This window comes from Collimonas humicola, from assembly GCF_018304945.1.
GTDB lineage: Bacteria > Pseudomonadota > Gammaproteobacteria > Burkholderiales > Burkholderiaceae_D > Collimonas > Collimonas humicola.
Window position 1 is genome coordinate 1 of sequence record NZ_JAGQEE010000004.1, and the last position, 26,450, is coordinate 26,450.

Annotated in this window: 16 protein-coding genes; all 16 read right to left on the minus strand. The window is 59.6% G+C overall.

Annotated elements, in window-relative coordinates; all coding sequences use genetic code 11:
• Positions 1-581: 581 nt before the first annotated feature.
• A complete protein-coding gene (locus tag KHU30_RS14070; protein ID WP_211443271.1) occupies positions 582-1,214 on the minus strand; it encodes an SCO family protein in 633 nt (210 codons plus the stop codon).
• A gap of 54 nt (positions 1,215-1,268) precedes the next feature.
• Positions 1,269-3,011: a c-type cytochrome gene (locus KHU30_RS14075; protein WP_211443580.1), complete on the minus strand. Its 1,743-nt coding sequence runs from the start codon at positions 3,009-3,011 to the stop codon at positions 1,269-1,271.
• A 56-nt stretch (positions 3,012-3,067) separates the two neighbouring features.
• Positions 3,068-3,982 carry a LolA-like protein gene (locus KHU30_RS14080; RefSeq protein WP_230411173.1) on the minus strand — a complete coding sequence of 305 codons (915 nt, stop codon included), beginning with the start codon at positions 3,980-3,982 and terminating at the stop codon, positions 3,068-3,070.
• 13 nt (positions 3,983-3,995) lie between these two features.
• Positions 3,996-4,814, minus strand: a complete 819-nt coding sequence (locus KHU30_RS14085) for a LolA-like protein (RefSeq protein WP_211443272.1) — start codon at positions 4,812-4,814, stop codon at positions 3,996-3,998.
• A gap of 60 nt (positions 4,815-4,874) precedes the next feature.
• On the minus strand, positions 4,875-5,402 hold the full coding sequence (locus KHU30_RS14090) for a hypothetical protein (protein WP_230427391.1): 528 nt from the start codon (positions 5,400-5,402) through the stop codon (positions 4,875-4,877).
• A gap of 47 nt (positions 5,403-5,449) precedes the next feature.
• Positions 5,450-5,773: a hypothetical protein gene (locus tag KHU30_RS14095; RefSeq protein WP_211443273.1), complete on the minus strand. Its 324-nt coding sequence runs from the start codon at positions 5,771-5,773 to the stop codon at positions 5,450-5,452.
• Positions 5,774-5,863: 90 nt separating this feature from the next.
• Positions 5,864-14,683: a choice-of-anchor Q domain-containing protein gene (locus KHU30_RS14100; protein ID WP_211443274.1), complete on the minus strand. Its 8,820-nt coding sequence runs from the start codon at positions 14,681-14,683 to the stop codon at positions 5,864-5,866.
• 18 nt (positions 14,684-14,701) lie between these two features.
• On the minus strand, positions 14,702-16,345 hold the full coding sequence (locus KHU30_RS14105; protein WP_407928083.1) for a multicopper oxidase domain-containing protein: 1,644 nt from the start codon (positions 16,343-16,345) through the stop codon (positions 14,702-14,704).
• A 10-nt stretch (positions 16,346-16,355) separates the two neighbouring features.
• Positions 16,356-17,855 carry a multicopper oxidase domain-containing protein gene (locus KHU30_RS14110; RefSeq protein ID WP_211443275.1) on the minus strand — a complete coding sequence of 500 codons (1,500 nt, stop codon included), beginning with the start codon at positions 17,853-17,855 and terminating at the stop codon, positions 16,356-16,358.
• Between the two features lie 114 nt (positions 17,856-17,969).
• Positions 17,970-19,118 carry a sensor histidine kinase gene (locus KHU30_RS14115; protein ID WP_211443276.1) on the minus strand — a complete coding sequence of 383 codons (1,149 nt, stop codon included), beginning with the start codon at positions 19,116-19,118 and terminating at the stop codon, positions 17,970-17,972.
• Between the two features lie 563 nt (positions 19,119-19,681).
• Positions 19,682-20,287 (minus strand): lytic transglycosylase domain-containing protein, encoded by a 606-nt coding sequence (locus KHU30_RS14120; protein ID WP_211443277.1) that lies wholly within the window; start codon positions 20,285-20,287, stop codon positions 19,682-19,684.
• Positions 20,288-20,485: 198 nt separating this feature from the next.
• A complete protein-coding gene (gene icmH, locus KHU30_RS14125) occupies positions 20,486-21,448 on the minus strand; it encodes a type IVB secretion system protein IcmH/DotU (protein WP_211443278.1) in 963 nt (320 codons plus the stop codon).
• A gap of 29 nt (positions 21,449-21,477) precedes the next feature.
• Positions 21,478-21,735 carry a PAAR domain-containing protein gene (locus KHU30_RS14130; RefSeq protein WP_211443279.1) on the minus strand — a complete coding sequence of 86 codons (258 nt, stop codon included), beginning with the start codon at positions 21,733-21,735 and terminating at the stop codon, positions 21,478-21,480.
• A 25-nt stretch (positions 21,736-21,760) separates the two neighbouring features.
• Complete coding sequence (locus KHU30_RS14135; protein WP_211443280.1) at positions 21,761-23,122, minus strand: type VI lipase adapter Tla3 domain-containing protein; 1,362 nt, start codon at positions 23,120-23,122, stop codon at positions 21,761-21,763.
• Between the two features lie 2 nt (positions 23,123-23,124).
• A complete protein-coding gene (locus KHU30_RS14140; protein ID WP_211443281.1) occupies positions 23,125-25,164 on the minus strand; it encodes a T6SS effector phospholipase Tle3 domain-containing protein in 2,040 nt (679 codons plus the stop codon).
• Between the two features lie 2 nt (positions 25,165-25,166).
• Entirely contained in the window at positions 25,167-26,450 is a 1,284-nt protein-coding gene (locus KHU30_RS14145; RefSeq protein WP_211443282.1) for a T6SS effector phospholipase Tle3 domain-containing protein, read from the minus strand.

Below are 26,450 nucleotides of genomic sequence, written 5' to 3' on the forward strand. Positions count from 1 at the left end.
CGCGTGTCAGCCGGGAATTGTGGGGAAAGATGTTTGAGCCGAAGGCGAGTTGCTTTCCCCACCCGGCTGACACGCGCCGGATTTGGGGACCCGACCGAAGGGAGGGCAACGGCTTTGCGGTCGCCTTTTCTTTGCTTACTTTCTTTTGGCGAAGCAAAAGAAAGTAAGTAGCTGCCGGGCTACCCCCGGCAAGCATCCACGGAGTAGAAAACGTTTTAGCAACCCGCAGACCGTTCTTAGCATGCCACCGCACTAACTCCGTAGCCCGGCAATTGGGGTCAGAGTAATTTTCGCAAAAAAACGCGAAAAAAAACTCTGACCCCAGTTACCTCTTTCTTTTGGCCGGGCCGCGTAGGCAAGCAAAAGAAAGTGAGCGGCTGCCGGGCCACCCCTGGCAAGCATCCACGGAGTAGAAAACGTTTTAGCAACCCGCAGACCGTTCTTAGCATGCCACCGCACTCACTCCGTGGCCCGTTAAATGGGGTCAGAGTAATTTTCGGCGGTAAAGCTGCCGAAAAAAAACTCTGACCCCATTTAACTGCTCCGCTTGATGTGATCGAGCGCGGGTGAATCAATTTAGGTCATTTCGAGGCCACCAGCTCATGGTAAGCGCCCAGCAACTCAGCCACCGTCGCAAAACCATCGATCCGCAACCAAGGCTTGCCAGGCGCCGCCCGCAAAAACATCACCGGGTTATGGTTCATCTTATCCCCACGATAAACATCGAACGCCCGCTGCGTTTCAATGCTCGCCGCCACGGTGCCCGTATAGTGCTGCCACTCCGGCCCCGCCCCGTATTTCCTCGCATACTCCGTCAGGCGCGCAGGCGTATCCTGCTCCGGATCGATAGAGATCGACATCATGTGCACCTTGTCCCGCTCGCTCCCCAGATCGCTCTGCAACTGCGACAGCGTCTGGCTGATCATCGGACAGATCGACGTGCAGGTCGTGTAGATGAACGTCAGGATCACCGGCCGGCCGTCGTCCAGTTCATGGACCAGCGACACCGCCTTGCCATCCGCCCTCACCAGCGACACCGCCGGCGCCGTGTAATCCACCGTCGAACGCATGATGTCCGACATCATGTGATGGTGATGGGCGTGCGGATCCGGCGCATCCGCAGCGGACATGCTGGCGGCAAAAGCCGGCGCCGCAAGCGTCCCGGCGGCTGTCAGCGCCAAGGCGGCGGCGAAAGATTTAATAGCTGTTTTCATGATATTTTCTCCCAGGATTAGACCAGTTGCACCTGACCGCGCCGGATCCTTCAGCTACGGCACAATCCAGTCGCCCTCGGCGACCAGCCGCACGCCGTCAGGTTCGGCGAAACGCACGATATACCCGCCCTTGGAGGCGAACCTTTGGCCCGACGCCAGCGTCAGGCGCGGATAGTAGCCGGTGAGGATGCGGCGTTCCAGCATGTCCTCGATGCGCTCGACCAGATAGTCGCCGACAAAGGTATCGACCATATGGCTCAGCGTCTCCGCCAGCAGGCCGCAGGCAAGATAGGTGTCGGCCTGGACTTGTTCCGCCACTACCGGAATATGCCGGATCGCGAACCAGCCGAAGGCATAGTCGACCCGGTAACGCCGGCGCTCCGGCAGGTCGACCGGATAGGCCAGGCTGGTGCTGCTGCGCCAGCTCGGCGGCAGCGGCGCGTGCTCCAGCCCGCCCATCAGCCCCGACATGAACACAGCGGTCGACGCCTTCGGCGCAGGCGCGGCAGCGAGCGCGGCGATATCGGCCGGGCGCAGCCACATGACCAGCGCATCCGTGCGCGCAGCTCCCTTCAAGGCCTTGGCGACGTTCTCATCAGGCCGGACAACCCGGCTCGACACCGCAATGCCATGTTGCTTCAGCGCCGCGGCGAGCGCCTGGGCAGCCGCCTCGCCGCTGTCGCCGGCACGATAGATCTGGCGCACGCTCTTCACCGCCCTGCCGCGACCGGTTCCATCCGCGTCGAGAATTTTCTTTGCGATGAGCTCTGCTTCCAGCAATACGCCCTTGGACAGATACAAGGAATAAAAATCGCTGTCGCCGCCCACCGGAGTCTCCACATTGGGAAACAGGCATGGTATGGCTTCGTCCTCGCAGAATGCGTGGATCGGCGCCCAGGTCTTGCCGCCCAGCCCCGACAGCACGGCGAACACCGGTTCTGCCGCCAGATGCTGTTTCAACTGCTGCTCCCAGCCGTCCGGCGGGCCGGTCAGCTCCCAGACATGCAGCTGCCAGCGGCGGTTCACCATGAACATCATCCTGCGCGAAGTGCGCAAAGGCGGCGTCGCGCCGAGCGGGAAAACGTTCTTGTCGGTGAAATACTGCTGCAGCACATCCAGCATACCGCGCCGTTTCACCGGGTCCGCATCCGGCGTAATGATAGTGGCAAAATGCAGCACCGTATCCGCGACCCCGCGCGGCCGGCGTTGATCAAGACGCTTCAGGTAGGCGATCAGCGCCGCCATGTCGGCATCGTTCAGCGCGAACTGCGGCATCAGGTAGCTGAGCGGCTTGCCTTCCGAATTGAGGCCGCTGCGGATCGCCCGGGCGATGGTTTCATCGGTATACGGATCGCGGTCGGCGCGGATGCCGTCAACATAGGGCAGGTCGAGATCTTCCATGTCTTTGGCGCGCGGATGGAACAGATAGCGCCCGGTGATCGGCGGTATGGTGTCGCGCCCGGCTTTGGCGCCAAGGCCGCTGGGGCGGTGGCAATTGATGCAGGCGGCAGCGGCGCCTTGCAGCTGCACGCCGCCGTCGCGGGTGGCTACCAGCGCCTGGCCGGAGCCCTGTATGCCGCGCCGGAAAATCGTCTCGCCGGCGTCCGCCGCCGGCTTGCCGGCGCTGCTCACGCCGGCCGTTGCAAGCGTTGCCGGCGCCGCGGAGAGGTTTCCTGCGTCAAGCGCCAAGGCAAAAAAAAGCACAAGCGCAAGCGATGCGGGGCGCTGCACTTGTGCAAAAACAACTCCACGGAGGAGTATTCTTATCCTTGCAAAGCTTCTCTCTTTGTCTAGCATCCGCTGAGCCGACCAGATCGATCCGATGCTCGGCAACGACAGATGCGTGTTCATGATCAGCGCGCCGGCCGCCCGGTTTCCCTGACTGCCTGTGCTGCCTGTGCAGTGTCGGGTCCGATGGAAACCGAGTTGTTGCGCCCTTGCGTACCGGGCTTGGCGAAGCGCCAGTCTTCCAATGGCGGATTGAGCGCGATTTTTTCAATCACAAGCTTGTTCTTGGCCTGAATCGTGCCCAGGCCGGTTTCAATGACGGTCGGAATCTGCAAGCCTTCGACGTTCCGGTAGTTGCGGTAAAACACCGATATCGTCGCTGGCTGGCCGATGGCGCCGCGGGTCTGGCGGTCGTATTTGATATCCAGGAAAGTCTCGGCATCGACCCACAGGTGATGGCTGACGCCGGACGGCAGCCTGACGTTCAGCCGATAGGCCTTGCGTCCCTCGATCTCATCCATCCCGTCCAGGCTGACTGCAATTCCCTTGGCCTGGGCGTCGATAAGCGGACCGTCGATGACCTGCTCCTCATGCGAAAATTTCTGCTCATCCGGCGTATATGGCTGCAGATCCGGTTTGCCGCTGCGGGTCGGACGCAGCTTCCAGCCGTTGGCGCCGTCATACACCCGCACCGCTACCTGGCCGAGCGCGGTGATTTCAAAGCGCGTCTTGTTCGGGCGTTTCAGCTCAAGCACAAACGGCAGCGTCGGCACCGCCGCATTGGCGCTCTCCACATGCCCGATCCAGGCCATGGTCTGGATCTTGCGCCAGGCATCCGCACCGCCTCTCGCGGCGGCGTTTTTCTCGACGATCTGCGCCGCGCTCAAGCCATGCTCGCCGCCTTGCTCTGCCGCCGGCTCCTGCGCCAGGGCGAGCGTCGCAAAAGCAGCCGAGACGCCGGCGGAAATGCAGACAGAGACCGAGAGAGAAACGCAAGCAAGACAAGCCCAGCGCGCGAGCCGGTTTGAAGGCAGGTTCATGGTTGGCCGTCCCTTATTGGCTGGATGCCTTCGCTAGCGCCAGCTGCGGCTTCCCAAACATGGCGTCAGTGGTCGGCGGATTCAACGTCACGTGCTCGATGCTGATCTTGTGGCTGGCCTTGGCGCCGGTGACGACCGTCTCCAGGACGTACGGCAGGGTCAGGCCGTTTTCGGTCTTGTAGTCACGGTAGTAAATGGCGACGTTATGCATTCTGCCGTCGAGTTTGCGCGGCTCGCCGTCGATTTTCAGTTCCAGGAAAGTCTTGGCGTCTATCCACAAATGCCGCTCGACATGGTCTTTCATCGTCAGCTTCAGCTTGTAGGCGCTATGTCCTTCCACCGACTCCATGCCCTGCTGCTCGATTGTCGTGCCTTTGCCGGCGTAATCGATCAGCGCCCCGTCCAGCTCAGTCCAGGCGGCGGCAGCCTTGGCTTCGACGGGCGTAAAAGGTTCGACCTCATTGCGCCCCAGGAAGGGCCTGACCTTCCAGCCTTGCACGCCATCGTAGACCTGGACCGCCGTCTGCTCCTGGAAGCGCAGCTCGAAGCGGCTCTTGTGCGGCCGTTTCATGGTCATCACGAACGGCAGCGAAGTCTCCTGCTTGCCGCCGACATCGATCTTTCCCGACATGCTCATGCTGCCGACCGCGCGCCAGGCCTGCAGGCCTCCGCGCGCCGCCACATTCCTGTCGACGATCTGCGCCGCGCTTAAACGGCTGACCGTAGCGCCCTCGCTTGCCGCGGCCTTGGCCGCTGCGGTTGCCGCAACTGCCATGGCGGGTGTCGCCATCAGCGACGCCAGGCCCAAGCCCAGCAAAAGAAATCGGTTCATGAGTAGATCCTCCTCAGCTTGTTTATCTCGGTTCAATCATCGTCGATTGCCGGCAGGCGATCATTCGACCACCAGCCCGTCAAAATGAAAGGAGCCGATCAGCACATTGACACGGTCCCCCGCCTTGATCAGATTGCCCTTGTTCGAAAACACCATCCAATACTCTTGGCCGGCTTCCGGCGTACCGCTCTGCCGCAGCTGGCCGATTTTGTCCATGACCGGGATTTGCAGCAAGGCATGGCTTCGTTGACCGATCAGGTAAGGTATCGCGGTCTTTTCGCCCAATGCCTTGGCTCTGGCTGGGTCGACCACCCGGTAGCTGAAACGGATCAGGTTGCCTGATGCAGTCTGGCGCACGGTCAGGTTGTCGACGCCGCCATAGGCCTGGTAGAAAGTCTTGGCCGGCTTCGGTATCTTCACCGGCTGATAGGGAGAGGATTTTTTCGCCGCCGGGCGCACAGCGCCGGGCGCAGCTGACGGCGCCTGCTGTGCCCGGGCAAACTGAGCCGGGGCCGCGATGACCCACAAGCCGCCAGCCAGCAGCGCCGCCAGCGCGGCTGATTTCACTGTCTCTCCGGACACGTTCATGTTTTTCCCTGTTGGCCGCTATGGCCGTTCTTGCTTTCGTTCTTGCTTTAGTTATTCGCCGCTATGGCGCCCGCGCATGCCGCTATCGCTTCCTCTTTCTTTGCTTCGGACAACTGTCCGGAAACCTCCTCATAAGCGCGCCGGTATGTCTCAGTCTTGCGCGCAGCCGCCAGATCTTCCGCCGATGCATCGGCGATCACCGGCTTCAACAATTCACGATACCTGGCGTTGTCGGCCGGACTGAGCTTGCCGCAATGGGCAACCACCGCTTCCATTTGTCCGAGCCTGGCGCCATCCAGCGATGACTCTGCCGCAAGCGCCAGGGAGAAACTGGCTAATGCAGACAAAGATACAAACAGATAGAGTTTCATGTGATTCCTTCCTCCCGATACCTTGCCGCCTGAGGATTCCGTGGCTGCCCGCGCTTGCCTGCCGCGGGCAGCACTACCTGCCGCCCTACTTCATTTCGCCGTTCCTGTCATGGTTGAGGTCTGCGTGCCTGCCGCATCGGTGACCGATACGCTGGCATTCCTGACGCTGTTGATCGGCACGCTGGTGCGCGGCTGGAACCGTACAGAAACGATGCAAGTGTTGCCCGGATTCAGGCTTGTCGTCGCCGTCAGCTGGCCGCCAACGGCCGGACCGCAGGTCGACGTCAACGCCACTACAGCGTAGTCAGCCGGGCTGGCGCCTGACAGCGTTCCTTGCGTGATGCCGGTGAGCGCTACATTGCCGGTATTGGTCAGCGTAAAGTTCTGGACCGGGCCCAGCACGTTGCTCAACAGCCTCACGGTAGCCGGCGCGGTCCACGCAGTCGGCACCAGGGTCGCGCTGACCACCCGCGCCACGCCGGTGCCGGTGAGCGGTACAGGCGAGCCGGTGACCGGGACGTTGGCGGCAATCGCTACCGTGCCGTTAGCGACAGCCACCGCCGTCGGCGTAAACACCACGTTGATGGTGCAGCTGGCTCCAGCGGTCAGGGTCGCGGTGCAGGTGTCGCCGGCGCCGCGGGCAAACGGGCCGGTGAATGTCAGCGCGATACCGGTCAACGAAGCCGTGCCTGAGTTGTGCAGCGTCAGCGCTTGCGCTGCGCTGGTGGTGCCGCTCGGCGTACCGCTGAAGGTCAGCGAGGCCGGTGTGACATTCGCGGCGGCAGCCGGCGCCGACACGAATTCAACCGCGCCGATATCGAACCTGGCTCCTTGCGGCCTGCTGTTGCCGTAGTAGTCATGGTTAGGCGCACCGGTCGCGGTGCCGCTGTCGATCGCCGGCGAACCGGAAGCGATGGCGTAGTTGCCCAGCGGCAGACCGTAGCCGGCGCTGCCGGAAACCACGGTTGTATTGGTCAAGGACAGCGGTCCGTAGAACATATTGATCCACTGGTTGCCTTCATCCGGCGTGGCCGAAGGCATCAGGGTAAACAATGGATTGGGTATGACCGCATCGGCGATGCCAGGAGGCATGGCAAAGCCGTTGCCGCCACCTTCCGGCGGCACCCGTGCGCCATTGCAGTACTGGCTGATCACGGTCGGATTGCTGCCCAGGTTGTTGGCTCCCGGATAGTCGGCAGCGTCGGTCAGGATCGAGTACTGCGGACTGAGCGTCAATCCCGAACCATGGTTGGCCGGGCCGGTATCGCCAAAGGCGCCGATATCCCAGTAGACCGCGTTAGGATCGCAATAACCCGTGCTGTGGCCAAGCTGGTTCAAGGTCGGATTCAGCGTCACCACATTCTGCAAGCCAGCTATCGCCGGATTGAGGCCGCCCACCGTGATATAGAACGAACGGTTCTGCCAGAACAGGTTGTTAGTCATCACCGGATTGGAGAACGTCGTGCAATTCGGCAAACCGGCAGGGCAAGCCACGGTTGGCACGGTGAACGCCGTGATCAGGTTGGTGGTGTGACGGGCTGTTTCCAGGCCAGCCGGCTCATACTGCGAAGTGGTGGTCGGGCTGCAGGTTGTCTCCGAGCCGACCGTAGTGCAGTTCGGCGGGCCGACATTGGCTTGACCGGCCGCAGCGGTGTTGAACAACACGCCTGCCGAAGCGGTGGTGTCGTTGGAAACGATGGTGTTGTTGACGAAGTTGACACGCACAGCATCCTGCAAGGAGACGCCGCCTCCGGCCCAGCCGGCGACATTATTCGCAATGATGTTGTTGGTGACGCCGACCTGATACCAGGCATTGGCGTTATTAGGACTGCGCTGTACCTCGGTGCCGTTGATGTTCTGCAGCCGCAGGCCGCCGCCCTTGCCGCTTTCAGCGGTATTGCCGATGATCAGGTTGCTGTCAACCGTGATGCCGGGACCGGCGCCGTCGGTAAGTTCAGGCGCGCAATCCTGGTCGACCGCGGTATTCTCGCAGAACGTGCCGTCCGGGGCGACGCCCTGGACGATGACGCCGCCGCCGTAGGTCGGCAGTGTCGGGTTGTTGCTCTGGTTGAAGAGCACCCAGTTATGCGAGATGTCGCCGTTGTAGCTGAAGCCGAAGTGCGCCATGCCGCCGCCGTCGCCGCTGCTCATGTTGCCGCACACCCAGTTGTAATTGAAGTGATAGTTGTCGGCCCCGGAACAGAAGGTGACGCCACCGGCCGAGGACGGCGTAGTGGAGTTGATTTCATCGCCGTAGGAAGCGTTCAGCGTGACCGCGTTGTGGTGCACGTTGACGGCGTTGTTGTAGCCGAACGGCAGTTCGGTTACGCCATCCGCCGCTATGGTCCCGTCCGAAACTTCAACCTGGCCGACGGTAATGCCGCCGGTCAGGGTGCCGGCATTGCCATAGACGCGGTTGTTGGCGAGTTCCATGTTGTGGTTCCAGCCGTGCAGGAAGATACCGCCGCCGCCTTGCGAACTGTTAGTGAAGCTGATGCCGTCGATGCGCGATGGATTGCACAGGAAGTTGCTCGGATAGGTAGTGCAATCCGCGTTGCTGGCCGTGAGCGGCGTGAAGATGCCGTTCGCGGTGAAGTTAGGGTCGGCTTGCAAAGTGCCGCCCACCAGCACGTCGCGTATTCCTTTTGCCAGGACAGTGATGGCCGCGCCTTCATACGCCCCCATGATCGAAGGCTCTATCAGGAGCTCGCCGAGATTGCCGTTGAGGGTGTTGTCCCAGCCGATGGTAGGTTCGAACGGAATCGGGTCAACCTTGCGCTGCATCGCCGCCGGGCACGAGTAGGTGCCGGTCGGATCGAACGGATTGGTCGACGACAGCAAGCCGCCGTTGATCGACACGCCGAACAGGCAGTCGATCTGGCGCCGCCACGGGTCCATCTTTCCGGACGGATGCGTATTGGCGTTGACCGTCACAGAGGAAGCGCCGACGCCTTGCAGCCGGATCGGCTTCCACATGATCAGCATTTCGCTATACATGCCGGGACCGACGATCAGCATGTCGCCCGGAGTGGCGCTGTCGATCGCGCTCTGGATAGCATTGCCGGCAGCATTCTCGCCATTGATGTATTTCGGCGTATTGCCGCCGATGGTGACGGTCACCGTGTCGATCGATTTCTTGCCGGCGTTGGTCGTGATCACCAGCTCGCCGCACATGGCCGGCAGCAGCGTACCGCGTTGCTGGACCGGGCAGCTCGACTGCGACGCGCTCAGCAAGGGCGCCAGCACCTTGATCTGGGTATCGCTCCAGGAGGTGACGACCGCATTGACGCCGCCTATCGTTACCGTTCCGCTGCCCTGGCTGGCGCCGAAGCCGTAGTGGCGGGTGATGAACTTCTGGTTGTACGGCGCCGTGGTGGCGGCCGGTCCGGAGTAGGCATGGTTCAGCACCGTCGCATCGCCGGTATTGTTGATGGCTGTGATGGTCAGCGCGCTGCCCGCCAGTTTGACCCAGGGGCCGGCGCCGCCGGTGATGGCGTCGCCGGTGACCTTGGCGATGGCAGGCGTAGCGTCGGGATAGGCGCAGTCAGGCGGATTGTAGCCTTCGGCGAAGGCCGAGACCGGCACCACCGGCGTATCCATGTACTGGGTCTGTCCGGGCATGAACGGAATCTCGTAACAGAACTGGCTGTAGGCCGGATTGAACAAGGGATCGGTCATGGTCTGGCCAGGATGAGCCGGATCGGGGATCGGACCGGGATCGTTCATGCAGGCGACCATCATGGTCGGCGCATAGCCGGTCGGATTTGGCGGGTTGACCTGCCAGGTCGAATAGTTCAAGCCGTTGTAGATGCCCCACTGGTCGGAATACGTCCGCGATATTTCATTGCCGGCGAAATCCTTGAAGGATATCGGCACGTTAGGGACAGCGAACTTCTCGCCGAATTGCGGCGAATACGGATCGAATTCCGATGAGAAGTCGTCCAGCATGAAGCCGGTGTAGTGCGCTGCGACGTGGGCCGAGCTGAACACCCAGAATTTCGCCAGCACCGTGCTCTGGTTATCCAGCTGCACTTCCTTGCGGTCGCACAGGTGCCGCGAAGCGCCCGCGAAAGGTGACACTTCCTGCGAACCGGGGAACAGGCTTATATAGTCAGGCACGATGCGCAGCGCGCCGACGCAGGGCCAGTAGGCTTCGACGCTGCCGGTGTCGCCTTCATGCCGCGGATAGGTGACCGATCCCAGGTCCTGGGTCGGATTCTGCGCATTGTTCTGGTTATAGGAAGAGTTCACCGCAGCCTGGTCGGGCACGATGAAAACATTGCCGATCCCGCCGAACTGCTGCGTCACCGGTGCGATGTAGTTGTCGCCGATGAGGATGTTCTTGTCTTCCTCTTTCACCAGTTCATAGCCCGGCGGCACGATCATTTCAACCACGTACTTACCGGCAGGCAGCATGACAGTGCCGTCGCCGCTGGGATTCGCCACGCAGATCGAGCAGTTGCTGGCGGTCGGCTTGCCGGTGGTCGGGCTGGTCGCCGTCACGCTGGGGAACTTGTACATGCCGTCGAAGGGCGCAGGCTGCAGCTGGTTGAAGGCGTGCATGCCGTCGTAGCACTTGAACTGCGCATTGGCAGGCAAGGCACGATGCGATGGATCAAGCCACTGGGTAGTGCCCTTCAAGGTAAAGAAGAAGGGATCGGTGGTTTCCTGGCCCGGGCAGTTCATGTTAGGAACGCCGTCGGAGCGGAAGCCCTGTGCCCAATCGTCCCAGCTTGCCGTCTGGGTAGTGTCGACCAGCGTCAGCGTGGCGCTGCCGTCCGGCGCTGTATTTTCCTGATACAGGTTGACGGTGACGTTCGGCACGTTCGGCGTCCACTTGGTATGGAGCAGCAGCGATGGATCGTCGAACGGCCGGGTCGAGGCGTAGATCACCTCACCCTTGATGCCGCCGTTCTCAGTCGGCGCGAACGGCGTCTTGCCGAATTCGATGAAGGCGCTCTGGCCGGAGAATCCTTGCCAGCCGATGGTCGTCGCCGACGGTGGCACTATGCTGCCGGTGGACGGATTGGCGGCGCTGCTGCCGGGGCCGTTCTGGATCGAAAAGCCGTTGCAGTCAGCGTTGTCGCAATACACCGCGCCCGGTATCCGTTGGGCGACAGGAAGATGCGCGGTAGACGATTCCAGCGTATTGGCAAAGTTGGCCGCGATGGTCGAGGCGCCGCCGCCAGGGGTGCCGTCCGGCGGGCCGCCGGCGTCATACACCAGGTGCACCCCGGTCTGTTTGAAGCGCGTGGTGTCGGCTTCCACCACATACCAGTTAAACAGAGGGAACACTTCGTTGAACGGCGCATAGCCGTTGAGGTCGGTGCTGTTGAAATTGGAGATGCTGCCGTCGCGGAAGCGGACGATGGTCGGCACCAGTCCCAGTCCGGGCTCGCCGCCTTGGGACACGCCATCGCCATTGAGGTCGATGAAAGTCCGGGTGTAGAGATTGGTATGCCATTGCAGCACCGGCAGGTCGCCGACGTCTTTGACCTGGTTGCCGGTCAGCTGCACCGCCGTCGCCAGGCCATCGACGATCTGGTCGTTCCATTGGTCGAGCACGGTCAAGCGGAAGGTGCCGTTCGGGATGCCGGTGAAGCTGAACCTGCCGTCGGCGTCGCATTTGGTAAAGGCGATATCTTCGCCATCCGGATCGCCCAAGCTGACGTAGCACTGGGTGAAGCTCAGGGAAGTGCGCGAGCCGCTGCCATACAGATTTTCGTTAGGCGGACGGCTGTAGTGCAGGTTGGTGATCCTGCCCTTGACCGAATTGGTGCAAGAGACGCCAGAACCGCCTGGTGCGGCGTCGCACAGTCCGGCGCCTTGTGCATTGGTGCGGCGGTCATTGATGATCTTCGGATTGGCAAAACCGACAGTGACGTGGAAGCCGGCCGGGCCGAATTCCTGGAAGTAGGCCGGGCCGCCGATCTTGATGAAAGCGTCATGGGCTTTTTGGCCGTCCAGCGTGTTGGTCTGTATCCATTCCTCTCCCCTGCCGATGCGGTCCGCTGCCGGCGTGGCGATCACGCCGTATTTGCCGGGCATCAGGTTGGCAATGATGGCTTGGCCGACCAAGGGTGACTTGGTCACGCCGTCCGATTCAAACGTCGGACAGGTCGGAATCATGCCCACCAGGCCATCGGTCGCCTTTGAAATCGGGCAGGCATTGAGTCCGGTGGAGGGATCGATCATGCCCTGCAAGGAATTGGAGAGCGGCATGTTGAACATGTCGTAGCTCATCTGGCCGGTCGCATCGCCGCTGCCGCCGGCATCGTCCCAAAGCTTGATCTCGAATCCGCCCAGCCCCGGTTCGCGGGCTGTGCCGAAGGCGTCCAGGCCGCCGCTGACGTCGATTTCGCCGTTCAGCGGAGCGTCATCCTCGAACACATATACCGAAATCTTGGCAGTCGCCATCGGCGTCTGCGGCACCAGCACGCTCACTGTCGAGGCAGCGGGGGCGATCGGCGCGCCGCTCATGCTGTGGCCGCAGGTTCCGGTGCCGGGCGCAAAATCAGCGCCGCCCGGGCCAGAAGGGCAATCCAGAGCGATGCTGAAAGGCCGCTGCGGCCCGCTGGGATTGCTGGCATTGACCGGCTTGGGAGCACCTGCGCCGCTAGAGAACGAGTTGCCGGCGTCGCCCGGCAGAATCGAGATGTAGTAGTGCTTGGTCGGGTCCAGCGAAACCTGGCTCGGGTTGACTGCCACCTGCTGCGTGGCAGTGGTGCGGCAGGTGCCGTTGCCGATGTCGCATACGGCTGGCACATGGGCGTTGCTGACCGGGTCGAACACGGTCTGCCCCGATTCGCAAGCGATCTTGCCGACGCAGCCGGAAGCTACCACCGGCATGTAGCTGACATGGAAACTGGCGCCGAGGCTGGGCACCGGCATAGGCGGGCAAGTCGCCGGGCGCGTCGTCGAGTTCACCTGGCATGCAGGGTCGATCTGGAAGGTGCGGTCTTCCTCGATGATCCAGCGGTAGTCGGTAAGCTGGACCGGGGTGGCGGTCTTCGCGCTCGGCGCATCAAGCACCTTGACGACCAGGCCGCTGCCGCCCTTGAAGGTGACAGTAACGGTGGCTGGCGCGGAACTGGTGTTCTGTGAATTGATCGCCGTGTACTTGAATGACATCGTGGCGGTCGAGGCACCGGTGGGAACAGTTGTCGGCGCCGCGTTGAAGGAGCCGTCCGGATTCAATGTCACCGTGCCGCCGACGACGTTGGTGGCTGCCGAGGCATGCAGCGGATGGCCGCCGGGGTCCTTGTCGTTGGCCAGCACGCCGGGCGGGCTGATCTGCAGCCGCGACGCGATGTTGCTGGTGTAAGTGTCGTTGTTGGCGATCGGCGCGCCGCCCAGGCAGCCGGAGACAGCGGTGCAGGCAGCCAGGGTGACCTTGGCCGTGATCGCCGGATTACCGTTCGCCATATACGTAAAGCTGTCCGAAGTAGTGCCGGCGAACGGCACATACGTGAAGGTGCCGTCAGGATTCAAGGTGACCGTGCCGCCGGCCGGCGGCGTCGCCAGCTTGACCCCATAGACCCGAATATCGTTGGCGATGACGCCTTTGGCCGGATCGGTGACAGCCAGGGTATTGCCCGGCACCAGGTAATAGTTGTCGGGATTGGCAATCGCATTCTGGGTGCCGGCCGCTACCGGCAGCGCGCCGCCATTGACGCTGACATAGGCCAGCATGCCGCCGTCGCGCTGATTGTTGGTGGACAGGCTGAGCTGGCGGTCGAACACCGGCAGCGCCAGGGCGCCGGCGGCCGGTGCATTCATCATCACGTCGTAGGTCTTGCCGGCGGCCATGAATACTTCGTTCTGGACCCGACGGCTGCCTGGCAACAGGTTGCCGTCTTCAGCAATGAGCGAGAAGCCTGAGGCCGCAGGGCTGCCGGTTTGGGCGCCGACCACGGTCGGCACATGCATGCGCAAGCCCGCGTTGACGAAACGCAGCAGGACCTGGCCGGCCGCCGCAGGAGCGGTGATGGAAAACTGGGATTTGGTTTCGTTGCCGCGGTCAAAACTGACGCCATTGATCAGGTAATAGCGCGGATCGTAATTCACGGCCGGCGGATAGCAGGTCTGGAAAGTCGGCGAGGCCGGATTGCCGCAGCCGCCGGGCTGGCCCGACCATACCGCTGTCTCGCTGAAGCCGGCTTTCGCCACTGCCGCAGCCACAGAGGTGTTTTGCGCAGGATCGATTTCGCTCAGCAGCAGCGGCACATCGGCATCGTAGCCGACACCCGTATAGGCCTGGGCCTGGGTCGCGCCGCTGGCCGGCGTCCTCACCACCAGCACGCCGTACAAGCCCATCGGCCCCTGAATCGAGGGATGGGTGCCCGACTCGATCAGGTAGGTGCCGGGCTTGAGGTTATTCCAGGTCATCGATTTGGTCTGGCCGTGCACCACTTCGGTGGCGAACGACTGCACCCGCGGCCCTTGAGCTGGCGGCGTGAAGTTCGCAGGCGGCGTCAGCGTTGCGTTGGCGACTGGCCAGGTGGTCGCAGTCTTCGCCGAGTGCGTCGGGCTGGGCGTAGTGGTTGCGGTGTTTCCCAGGCCGCCGCCGAGCTGCCCTACGATCACCAGCGAGGTCGGCACGCTGGCCGGCAGGCTGTTGGTGAGATTGATGGTCAGGGCTCCCGGCGGCACGCTGATCACCACCGGTGACCAGCCTGTGCCGGCATTCGGATTGGTGGCGGCGCAAGTGGCAGGCGCCACCGCTACCGCGCTGCAGCTGTAACCCCACATCGGCACCAGCTGCCCGTCCGGCAGCGTGGCGTTGACGGCCTGGGCCGTCAGGTTGACGCTCTGCGCGAAAGCTCCGCTGCTGGCCATGACCAGCAGCGATGCCACCAGCCCTCCCTTGACCAAGCCTAAAAGCATGGCTTTGACCTGATTGGTTCTCATCGCATTTCTCCTGCTTTTCTAATTAGCTTCGTTTATCAAGAAGGCTTGCGGGTCAACGAGCATCATCATCATCATGCCGCCCGGGAAAATATTGCTGGTAGTGATCTCACGCTCATTGTGCGAGTGCCACATGAAGGCGAAACCTGCTTCGGTCGACGGCGGGTTCGCCAGCGTGCCGGAAGGCGGCGTAGTCCCCGTCGGGCCGACCGCGCGAGCGGTCGCATCCGGGCCGAGATAGGCGCTGCCGCCATACCATTGGCCGTTGGTCAGGATGTTCGAATCCGGCAGCGTCACCGGGCCGCCGCTGCCGACGGCGCCGAAGGCATGCGCTTCCAGCGGCTTGTCGTGATCCTGGCACCACTCGTAATAGTTAGGCGCGAGCGGATCTGCCGTGTAATAGCCGTTGGCGTCCGGGATGCAGACCACAGGCTTGCCGAGGTAGGCCGGAAATGCCGCATCGGTGTAAAGCGCGCCGGCGGTATGGCCGTAGACGTCCCAGTTGAGCCCTCTGCCGGTCCAGTAGAAGATGCCGTCCATCGCCAGTCCCGGCGTGGTGGTGGTGGTGAACAGCAGCGGCCCGGCCAGCTTGGTCGCATCGGTCTGGCTAAGGATCAGGTTGCCGTCGCGAGCGAGGACGCGCACGTGGTTGCCGTGTTCGTGGAAAGGATGCTGCCAGCGGCCGTTGCCGATCACCCGCAGCAGCACCAGCTCGCCTGGATGCATGTGCGGATTGCCGTTATACGGCTGGTGCGGATATTGCACTGCATAGTTCGGATCCATGTCGTCGGGCATGGAGCGGCCGTTGATCAGGAAATAGGCTGGATGATAGGGTTCGGTCTCGACCGTCATGCAGCCGGTGGGCTGGGTGCATGCCACCGCGGCCTGCTGTTGCGCCTGGTTGTGGATGCGCGGATCCATCTCGGCGAACTGGAACAGGTACTCGCGGTCGTAGCAGCTGGCGCTGTGGTTGTAGGCCGCCGCGGCGTTGCGATAGTCGGGCTGGCCATCCGGCAGCGTCGATGCCACGGCGCGGCAGCCGGCCGGCACCACGGTCGGCAGCACAATGATCGCGCCGTACAGTCCCATCTCGATCTGCAGGTCGCCCTGGGTGCCGCTGTAGTAGCTATGGGTGCCGGCGGTGCTGGCGACGAAACTGTAGGTGACTGAACCGCCGTGTGCGGCTTCCCGCGTCAGCAGGCCAGGTACGCCGGTCGGCACGGCGGGGCAGCTGCCGTCCGGATTCATGACAGCTGTGCAAACCTGGAATCCGGGAAACAGGATCGAGGTATTGCCTGCTGCCGCCGGCAGATTGTTGGTCAGCGTTATCGTCACCTTGTCCCCCTGGTGAACGATCAGTGTCGGCCCCGGCACCTGCATGTTAGAACAGGCAGCTCCCGCCATCCCTGCCGGCGAAAAGCCGGAGGGCGCCGTGCTGCAGCCGTAGCCCCAGGAATAGACGTTCATGCCGTCGGGCTGGCTGATGGTGCTGTCCGCCGCATTCAGATTGAATGTCGTCCCCGTGATGCCCGGGGCGGCGGCATGCGCCGGCGGCGCACAGAGCAACGCGAGCAGCGCGAACAGCGACAGCAGCAAGGGCAGCAAAAACGGCGTGGCGAGCCGCGCAGCTTTTGCGCTTCGATTGTTGTTGGTTATAGGGCTCACGGCTCTTCTCCTAGACGCAGGACTTGCTGGTCGGGTTCACGGAATTGCAGATGTGGACCTCGGTCATCAGGCCGCCAAAGTTTTCAGCATCGTTCGACAGGTGATCAAGGTTCGGCGTGTACAGGTAGTAGACTGCGCCGGCCGGATGATTGACGGTGTCGCTGGCGTCCAGGATGACGTCGATCGACTCGCCTCCGCCCAGCGTGATCGAGTTGGTGTTGTAGGTCAGGTCATTGCCGGACAGGTCGCGCAGCAGGCGTGCGTTGACGCCGATCACGTGCATCGGGATGCCAAGCGAGGCCAGCGTCTGGAACTCGGTAACGTCGAGGTCCGAAATCCTGAGCAAAGCCTTGCCGCCGACCGGAATGTTGATGATGGTTGGCAGCGGCTGCGAAAAATGCTGGGTGCCGTCCGACACTTCGGTGGACATCGGTCCCGGCGTCACAGTATCCGGATAGCTGCGTCCGTTCAGCAGGAAGTGCTTGTCCTTCATGTCGGTGAACGCCTCAGGATTGAAAGTCATGCCGACGAAGTGGAAGTTGGGATCGAAGCCGTGGATCTGCACCGGATACTCGACGTCATAGGCGGTCGAGCCATCGCCGTCGTTGTAGGCGTAGAGCGTCGGCGTACCGGACTTGTTGTTGAGGTGCGTGGTGGTATTGGCCGGCGGCAGCGGCGACGAGCACAGGATATCGCTGCCGCATTTGGTGCGCAGATCGGCTTGCTGCCCCACCAGGCCGGCATACAGCGTGCCGCTGGCGACGCGGTTCTGGCGCGGCCGCACGTAGATCTGGCCGACCATCCCCATCTGCAGGTGTTCCGGCGGGGTGATATGGCAGTGCCAGAAATAGGTTCCGGCATCGGGCGCCAGGTAGTAATAGGTGAAGCTGGCGCCGATATTGATGGCCACCGACGCGTCCGGCACGCCGTCATAGAACGAGGAAGCATTCGGATAGCCGTGGAAGTGCACGGTGTGCTTCTCGAACAGGTCGGGACGCATGATCATGCCGACGTTGGTCAGGGTCAGGAAGAATTCGTCGTCCTCGTCGATCGCCATCTCCGGCGCCGGGATGTTGCCGTTCATGACGCCGATGTCCATGATCGGCCGTGGATCGACATGACCCGTGATCTGGCCGGCGGGCACGGAATCCGGATCAGGGGCGAGGCCGACCGCGCCATTGAAGGTCGGGTCGTTGACCGGATCACCGACCGTGTTGAACACTGACGCCGGCTCCGTGCCGGGATTGCCGGCCCTGATATCGGCCAGGCCGGACAAAGGGCCGAAAGAAAACATATAGGTTTGATTGCCGTCGGCCATTGTCGAGTAGCCGTCGCCGCCCGAAATCTGCTGGCATTTGATGGCTCCGCTGACGCCTGCCGTGACAACGGCAGGATGGAGCACTGTGCTGGTCGGGCATTGCACCCGGAACGACTGGGCAAATACAGGCGCTGCAAAAGCAAGCAATAGCAGCGCAAGCATGCCGCGGCTAAATAACTGTGTGCTGAACATATGACCTCCATCATGCTCCGCCAACGCCATGCGCGCGGAGCGCCGCCATCTACTTCATCTGCCACCGTGGCCGCGGATTGCCATTGCTCCGGCCTACCCTGCGCCATGACCTCATCAATTCGACTGCATGCCGTTGGCCGCTCCCCGCATCACTACCGAATGGAGCTTCCAGCGCACCTCTACCGTCGTGCCGCTGCCGGGAGAGGATTTGATCGCAAAAAATCCGCCTGTGGACTCGGCCCGCTCGCGCATGCTGCGCAAGCCGATGCCCTGCTGGCCGATGTGACCGCCGGTAAATTGCTTGGCATCGAAGCCGATGCCGTTATCCTGGACGCCCAGGATCAGGTTGCCGTGGTCGCTCAGCATCGAGACCGCGACGGTCGAGGCGCAAGCATGCTTGGCAGCATTGTTCATCGCCTCCTGGATGATGCGGAATATCTCCGACTTGAGATGCGCTGGAATCTCTGCTTCTTCGACGTTCAGATGGCGCTCCAGCTTTATGTTGTCGTACGCATCCTCGTATTTGCGGCAATGCCCTTCCACGGTCGGCAGCAAGCCCAGGTCGTCGAGCGTACTGGGCCGCAGCTCGCTGGAAAGGCGCCTGACATCATCCATCGCGTCGCGCAGGCGCTGTACGGTCTCGTCGAGAATGTGCGCCCCTTCCTGCACCTTGCCCTGTTTCAGCCTGCGCGACGCATCTTCGACCATGAACTTGATCATCGCCAGTACTTGTCCGATACCGTCGTGCAGCTCCGACGAAACGCGTTTCAGTTCAACCTCATGCGCGACAATCAGGCGATTGGCGAACTGCTGAAGCTCCTGCTCGGAGTGCTGCAGCGTGTGCGACGAAGCCTGGCGCTTGGCCTTTTCCGTCAGCATCAGCATGATCGAACAGGGGGCGCCGTCGACCTGGTCGATGGGAACCGGCACCACGAACACTGCGCTCTTGCGGCCGCTGCGGCCATGCAGGACCATGTCGAACGGTTCAAAGCCGCTGCTCTTGGGCCCCTGGCGCAGCAGATGGTTAAGGGCTCTTTCGCCATCCACAACCAGGCGCATCAGCAAGGTGCCCAACAGCTCCTGCACTTTAAAGCCGAGCATGTCGGCGGCGGTATCGTTGATGCTCGAAATGGCGCCTTCGTTATCGATAACGAGGGACGATATCCCGAACAGGTCGGTAAGCTCGCCGAACTGCGGCTCCGACAATTCGATTTCGCTGCGCATTTTTCGCATGACACCCAGCACCTGCTGCAATTTCAACATAGCCGTACTCCCTGTAGGCTTTTCTTATCCGACCGCTCTACCTGCCGATGACCGGGCATCTACCATCGAAGCCGCGGCGCCAGGAAACGGGGAAGGGGTACTGACCGGTGACTGTGATGAAGAATGTGATGAAGAACGCGCAGAGATGCGGCGCTCCGGATGCTTGTCGGCAAGGCAGCGTTGCCTGGGATTGCAGAGATGCCGGCCAGGACGTCGGCGCATGGATGGTTGCGGCGCAGTTCGGCCACAGGTAACCAAGACGCATTTACACGACGATAGCTCAGCATGCCAGCTCTCCCTGTGGAATGCCTTTTCCGTTTGGACTTTTTATGGCATTCGCTCATACCTACCACTTTGCTTCATCCGGCGTCATCCGTCAGTGGATGAACACCCCCAGAATCCGGTAGGGTATGCCCGCCTAAAATTTAGTTTAGGCGAACAATCCTCAGCTCGATATGAACTTATGAAAAATATATCGGGTACCGCAATATCCCGCATTTGTAAGCTCTGCTAAAAACCACGGCGGACCCGTTCCGCCCTGTCGTTGGTTGCCGGCGTTGTCCTCATTTGTAATGCGCCATCACCTTCGGGACATATTTCTGCGTCTCGCCATAGTTGGGAATCCGGTAGCCCGCCCGGATGACAGCTTGCTCGCCGGCGTTATAGCCGGCCAGCGCGAGCTCCACATCGCCTTGAAACAATTTGAGCAGCCACTGGACGTATTCGGCGCCGGCGCGAATGTTTTCTTTCGGGTTGAAGGCGTCCGAAACGCCAAACCGGCGGGCGGTGTCGGGCATCAGCTGCATCAGTCCGCGCGCGCCCTTGGCGGATAAAGCCTTCGGGTTATAGCCCGATTCGACTTTGATCATGGCGTGCAGCAGATTGGGATCGAGGTCATGCTTGCGGGCGGCGTCCTCGATCATGTCGTTGAAAGCGCTGGGAATGGCGGACGTGTTTTTTGCGGCCGCAGCCGTAGCAGCGGGGACTTCATGGTCGTCGCGCGATGGCGCGATCAAGAGCACCCTTGCCTCAGGGCTGCTGAAATTGGAAAGAACAACGGTCCCCGCAGCACTCGTGCCGCTATATATCTGGGCGTGCGCAATGCCGGGGGCGATTGCCACCGCCGCCCAGCACGACAGGATAAAGAATGGCGGTATTTTAATTTTCATCACTGCTCCCCTTTCGCCAATAGCTCAGATATAGGCAAAATCGCGGAGCAAAACACCTGATGCAATCCCTTCAATCGATATGGGTACAGTTACTACTTTTCAAACAAGAATGAAAATCGCTTTTTCTCGCATTTTAGTTTCCATTAGGAAACATACTTTCAAGAATCCGTATGGCAACTTGCTCAAGTCTGACAATACTCACTTTTCAATGACGGTGGTTGGTTCGCCGGTCTTCGGTTGTTCCACCTGCGGCATCATCTGGCTGATGACCGCCATGTCGCCCTCGATCTGATTCGTCATGATAGTTAGCCGGTATTTGTACCAAAAGAACAGCGCCAGCAGCACCAGACTAAGTGCAGCAACCGTTACCCATACCGGAATGCTATACAGCGAGGCGAGCTTTCCGGCAGGCTCACCGCGCCAATGTGGCGACAGCGCAGACGGTACAGGCTCACGCCCTGCCATAAAAAGCGGATACAAGGCTTGACGAATTTCTTCGACTCGCTGTCGACCATGATTCATTGCGTTGTACTCGCCTTCAAAACCAAAACTGAGAATCAGATAGAGGACTTCCAGCACATCGGCATGCTGATGGGGTTGTACCGCCAACCGCCTGATGAACAAAAACACTTTCTTGCCACCGTCTATATCGCCATGGAAGGTTTTTGCCAGCATGTCCGATGCCCATGGGCCAATTTCGCCCGGCGTCGTGCCGCCGCCCCATGGGGTGCTATTGGCCGCTTCGTCCAAGGCGGTACAGAGGCTGTAACTGACGACGGTGGCATGTTCACGCTTGATATTGGCCCGGGTGCATAACGTCTTAAAATTAATCACTTCTTGCTTCAACAACTGGCGGAACGCTTCCACTTCGACCTTGCCCTTGAACTGGGCCGTATACGTTTTTGCCAAGGTATGTAACAGCGGTTGTGCGGCTTTCTTGAGGGGGTTCCTGGCGGCTTTGATAGCCACTAGCCGCTTTTCTATTTCTTGACTGGTTTCGCTGGCCGCGTGGACGATATTTTTAATTTCAAGGTCTATCGCATCGGGGTCGTCAGCCTCAATTTTTGCGATGACGGCAATCTGTGCCGCGATAGTCGGCGTACTGATACCGTCCGTTGTTGCAAAACTGTCGCGCCGCTTTGCAGGCTTTTTTTTGGCCATGGGAATGGGCAGAAAATGGAAGGAATGGTTCAGATGACGATAGTTGGCAGGCCAGTAGCGATTACAACGCTGCCGCAACCGGTTTTGCATTCGTGTATCACAACCGGAATGCCGTTATCGAGCATGGTGCAACCTTCGATAATTTGATTGTCTCCATGCTCTGGGCAACTCACCCAATCACCGCGCCGCGCATTGCGACGACCGTCAATGGACATGCTACCGCTGACCGTAATGACTTTGCCGCCGTGACTGGTGGCGTCGCCTTCACAGGAAATAGAACGGCTCATAACAGATTCCTCGCATTGTCGTTTATCAAAAGAAACCGAATCGCGGCCAGAACGGCCGGCGAATTGCGGCATCGCGTTGACGTTCGGCGACTGTTGGCGGCGTAATCAGCAACAACGTGGCGCCATCGTCGCGGCGCAGGTTCGCCACCAAGGTGGCGCCACCGGATTGCAGGCCGGCCATGGTCGCCAGTGCCGCCGCAACAAACGGACTACCAGCGCCGGTGTCGCCCAAAATGGCGGCCAGGTCGTAACCGCGCTCCGGGTTGTGCAAATCGAATTCGTCATCAATGGCCCGCAGGCTTTGTGAGAATGGTAAAAATCGCTCTGTATCGGTACGCTCGCGCCGCACGCTGTCATAGTCGTAGAAAACGCGCGCAGGGATTCTGCCGTCCACTGGAGCCAGCGCGGCACGCACGGCTGTTTCCATGCGTTTTTTACGCTCGCCGGCCTTGACCGGGTTGCCGTCGTCATCCAGATAGGAAACCGCTTGCGGGCGATGTACTCGCCCCATGGTTTCCAAATGGTCATACTGGTCAATCTGAAATTTCGTCCACGGCTGTGCGATAAATGAGGTCGGCGCGAAACTTTGAGGAGGTTGGCTTTTCCAACGCGCAAATGCGGATTGAGTGCGCGTTGCATCGTTACCCTCAAAACTAATGGTCATCGCGTCTTGCACCAGGGGGGCGTATTGCCGTAGCCAGTCGATTCGGCCACGACACGCCAGCGCAATCAAGGTGCAGCTGTCGCTGAGTATGCGCGCATGCTTAGGCGCAAATGCCGAACGGATTTCTTGCTCGAACAGATCGCGGTGTTGCTCATATAGCGCCGCACTACGATGCACAACCCCGTCATCGACGGCGACTGCCATTGCGGGCAAATCCTGATGCTGGTTAAAACTGTTAAAAATCTTCTGCCACAGCATGTCGGAGTCATCGTTCAAATACGAGCCAAGAACCTGGCCGCGCTGTAACGAGAGATTCGCCAGCCTTCCTGGTGCCGAATGGGCTTCCTTTGCTGCGGTGGTGACAAACCGGCGGGCGTTGGCCTGGCGCTGGGCTTCGCCTTCGGTGTCGATATCTTCCACGCACGACGACGGGCCAGCTACTGCAATGGGCAGTGGATAGCTATCCATGAAATGACGTAGCGCAGTATGAATGACAATCTTGCTGCGTTTGGTGCTGGCGTCGAGAGCACGGGAAAAGCCGCTCGGATAGCTTGGTAATCCATCGGAAAACAGATAGCTACCGTTGCTTTGTTTCACCGCTTGCCATAAATTGCCAGAAGGATGTTGTGTGTGGTTGCCTAACGATTCTACGCCGACGCCAACACCAACTAATTCGAGAGAATCTATCGAGGCTGGCAAAGGACTGCCATTGGTTGTTGTCATGATTAATCCGTCACCAAACCTGTCGGCATTGGCCCCGGCGCTGGATAGGGCGCACCGTTTACATAGCAAGGATCTGACCGTTTCCAATCTGCCAGATCAAGCAGATATTTCCAATATTCGTGATCACCAAATGCATAGCCGGAACCGACGCACAGATCGTAGGCGAGTACTTGAGCTACCGGATGACTCGTTTTCCCAAGTTCGTCACTACCGTACCGTAAAAATCGTGAATGATCTGTAGGAGAGATGAGAACGGGGCCTTCGGTTGCATCGATTCGCTTGCATGCTTCATCGTAGGTTTCTGTGCGGCTGATGATCTGCCCATCTGGTCCGCGCACCGTAATCTGTTGATTAGGTACGTAGAATTTTTTGTAGATCCGATAGTCTTCCATTTGTTCGCCACCATCATCCACACCCACCCCATTTAGCGGCACCATGCTGGAATTGAATTTATCGCCCAACATGGCAGGCTCAGGGACGACGGGGGCGTTGATCCATACACGCTCGTACGTACCGGGCGTGCCTTGCACCGGCACCGGCAAACCGTGTGCATTGTTCGGGGCTGCCCGCCAAAATGCAAACGGCGTGTAGCCATCGTGCGTGCGCAACTGTGAATTCTCGGTCGCTACAGGCTCACCCTCGCCGGTAGTAAGTATTGTGTTCTCATCACTCGTGCTGATGTTTTGGCGCACTTTGTCTACCGTGATAAAAAACGGTTGCCAATAGTTTTTCTTTTGTCCGACCGGCGGTATATGCGTGATGCCGGCATCGCTTGTGCCTTTCACCGGATCAGCAACGGTTTTACCGTCGCTATTGCGCACAAACAGGCGTTGGTAGACGTTGGGGAATGTGCTGTTGGTCTCGCTGAGATATTTTTCAGCGATGCCGCGCCAGCCGATACCTTCCACGGCGGACACGCCAATCACCCGATCATTGGGATTGAAGTTGACGAATATCTTGCCGCGATTATGATCGAAGTCGGCGCGCGAATAGAGAACATCTTCATACCATCTCTGTCCCTTATCATTGACGACGCCACTGCCAATAGAGATATTGCGCTGTTCTTCCGTATCGTTAGGATCATATTGCATATGAACCGTTCTGAGGTCTTTGGGCGCGTAACGCATACATTCCTGCGCGGTCGTTTCGGTCGCAGGATAGCCGTCTTTTGCTTTGGCGATGCGCTTGGCGATGTTGGCGAAGGTTTCTTTACGGGCATTCTCGCTTGGTCCGCTGAGATTGGAATCCTTGGTCAGCCAGTCTGTAATTTTAGTGTCGAAGGCATAAGGAGCATTATTTAGCAACAGGGTGTCCGGTGCGCGGGTGCTTTCTTTTAAAAAGAGCATCGCGCATAGCGTGATCATGTTGCCCTGGCTATGGGCAACGATATTAATCGGTTCGTTCGGGCAATCTTCGCGGATCTGATCGATCAGGTTAGCGAGGCGGCGCGCAGCATGAATCATATAGCTGCGTGGCGGCGCATCTTCCAATTGGCGTCCCAGTTCGGGATTCATCTTGTCAAGATCGCTCAAACCACCCAGCAGTTTCTTTTTGAAGCCGTCTCCCCAAAATCTATTGATATTGTTGGTGCCGTTCTGGAATGGTCCACCGCCCCAGGCCATATCGTCGCCATGATAGATCCCTGGATATTTTTCCAGATCGCCGTCCTGGAGTTTGTAACCCCAATAAAACGGGATGATGGGAGAGCGGTACAAGCTGCCATCTTTCCTTGTGTGCCTGAATCGGTGTTTGTCCCCCTCATCTTCGCGTAAAGGTTCCAATGCTTCTAAATCTTTACGCCCGAGCCGCTTTTGCAATCCATCGGCAAATTGCTTTGCCGCCGCTTCGTACCATTCACCCTCAGAGTTAACGCCATGTACAAATATAATCGTGCCAGGCATCAGGTCTGGCACTGCGACATGGTCGGTTCCGTTGCCGGTTTGTGGATTGATATCGCTGTAGCTGTACCTGCATTCAACCCATTGGGAAATGCCAGCATGTGGGCGTAAACGGAGCGGCAATGTGCTAAGTTCGTCGGCCATGCTTATTCCTTTCCGTTCGGTATGCAATGAAATTTCGTATCGAGCGGTGCTTTATGAGGTTTCGGAATATAGAGTTCTCTAGAGTCATCATATTTCCAGTCATGTTTTGTGATTTCTCCCTTGGATAGATCAAGCATGCCAACGTCAATTTTTCCTAAAAATATTGAAGATCCAACTAAAGTACTGGGCCCATGTCTAACTGTCGGTACGTATTTCCACGTCCGTCCGGCATCGGTTGAATAGGGCAAGCGATTCGAGCATGCCGCACTGTCGCTGGTATCGGCACCGCAATCTTCATTGCTATTCTTAACCAAGGCAACCAGATATTGATCATTCGCGGCGTCAATAATGAATTTTTCACTTTCCATCAAACCATTGCTGCTTGTGATTTTGGTGTGTATTCCTTTGGATGTATCTGTGTAGTAAAGCCAAGTATTTGCGCAAGCAGAATCTTCATAGGGCACTACTTCAAAATAACGATGCTCATCAATGCGATAAACCACTTGCGACGGCGCAATCGGGCCAGCATAGGGTACATACTGCGGCGCCGTTGGCGGGGAATAGGACGATGCGCAAGCGGAGAGCTGTAAAACAGCGACGGCTGCGGCGAGATGAATTAATTTCAATGGTGATCTCCGTAAATTGTTGAGTACAAGCTGCGCACAGTTGATCGTTATTTGGGGGGGGATCAATCCGTCGGTCGCGGAGGTGTTCTTCGCCACACTTGCATCATTCTCGGTAATCTTAAATTTTTGCTTCGTGGTTTTGTCAAGATCCGTCAAACCGGCCAGCAGTTTCATTTTGAAACCGTTCCCCCAAAATCTATTTAGATTATTGGTGCCGTTCTGGAACGGGCCTCCGCCCCAGGCCATGTCTCCGTCTTCGTGATAAATGCCAGGATATTTTTCTAGATCGCCGCCCTGGAGTTTGTAGCCCCAATAAAACGGAATAATTGGAGAGCGGTACAACGTACCATCCGTCTTTGTGTGCAGGAATCGGTGTTTAATCTTGTCGTTGACACGAAGTCGTTCAAGGTCTTTTCGTCCCAATCGCTTGTTTAAACCATCTGCGAATTTTTCCGCCGCATCTTCATACCATTCACCTTCCGAATTTACGCCGTGTACAAAAATAATAATTCCTGGCATCAAATCCGGCACCGCTACATGATCTGTGCCGTTTCCAGTTTCAGGATTGGTATCGCTGTAGCTGTACCGACATTCTACCCATTGGGAAATGCCTGTGTGAGGACGCATACGGCGCGGTAGTGTGCTCAGTTCGTCGGCCAT

Coding starts and splice junctions, on each gene's coding strand:
- KHU30_RS14135 (WP_211443280.1), bottom strand. CDS start 23,122: ATGACAACAACCAATGGCAGTCCTTTGCCAGCCTCGATAGATTCTCTC.
- KHU30_RS14115 (WP_211443276.1), bottom strand. CDS start 19,118: ATGTTGAAATTGCAGCAGGTGCTGGGTGTCATGCGAAAAATGCGCAGC.
- icmH (WP_211443278.1), bottom strand. CDS start 21,448: ATGGCCAAAAAAAAGCCTGCAAAGCGGCGCGACAGTTTTGCAACAACG.
- KHU30_RS14140 (WP_211443281.1), bottom strand. CDS start 25,164: ATGGCCGACGAACTTAGCACATTGCCGCTCCGTTTACGCCCACATGCT.
- KHU30_RS14145 (WP_211443282.1), bottom strand. CDS start 26,450: ATGGCCGACGAACTGAGCACACTACCGCGCCGTATGCGTCCTCACACA.
- KHU30_RS14070 (WP_211443271.1), bottom strand. CDS start 1,214: ATGAAAACAGCTATTAAATCTTTCGCCGCCGCCTTGGCGCTGACAGCC.
- KHU30_RS14120 (WP_211443277.1), bottom strand. CDS start 20,287: ATGAAAATTAAAATACCGCCATTCTTTATCCTGTCGTGCTGGGCGGCG.
- KHU30_RS14090 (WP_230427391.1), bottom strand. CDS start 5,402: ATGAACGTGTCCGGAGAGACAGTGAAATCAGCCGCGCTGGCGGCGCTG.
- KHU30_RS14110 (WP_211443275.1), bottom strand. CDS start 17,855: ATGTTCAGCACACAGTTATTTAGCCGCGGCATGCTTGCGCTGCTATTG.
- KHU30_RS14095 (WP_211443273.1), bottom strand. CDS start 5,773: ATGAAACTCTATCTGTTTGTATCTTTGTCTGCATTAGCCAGTTTCTCC.
- KHU30_RS14075 (WP_211443580.1), bottom strand. CDS start 3,011: ATGCTAGACAAAGAGAGAAGCTTTGCAAGGATAAGAATACTCCTCCGT.
- KHU30_RS14085 (WP_211443272.1), bottom strand. CDS start 4,814: ATGAACCGATTTCTTTTGCTGGGCTTGGGCCTGGCGTCGCTGATGGCG.
- KHU30_RS14130 (WP_211443279.1), bottom strand. CDS start 21,735: ATGAGCCGTTCTATTTCCTGTGAAGGCGACGCCACCAGTCACGGCGGC.
- KHU30_RS14100 (WP_211443274.1), bottom strand. CDS start 14,683: ATGAGAACCAATCAGGTCAAAGCCATGCTTTTAGGCTTGGTCAAGGGA.
- KHU30_RS14080 (WP_230411173.1), bottom strand. CDS start 3,982: ATGAACCTGCCTTCAAACCGGCTCGCGCGCTGGGCTTGTCTTGCTTGC.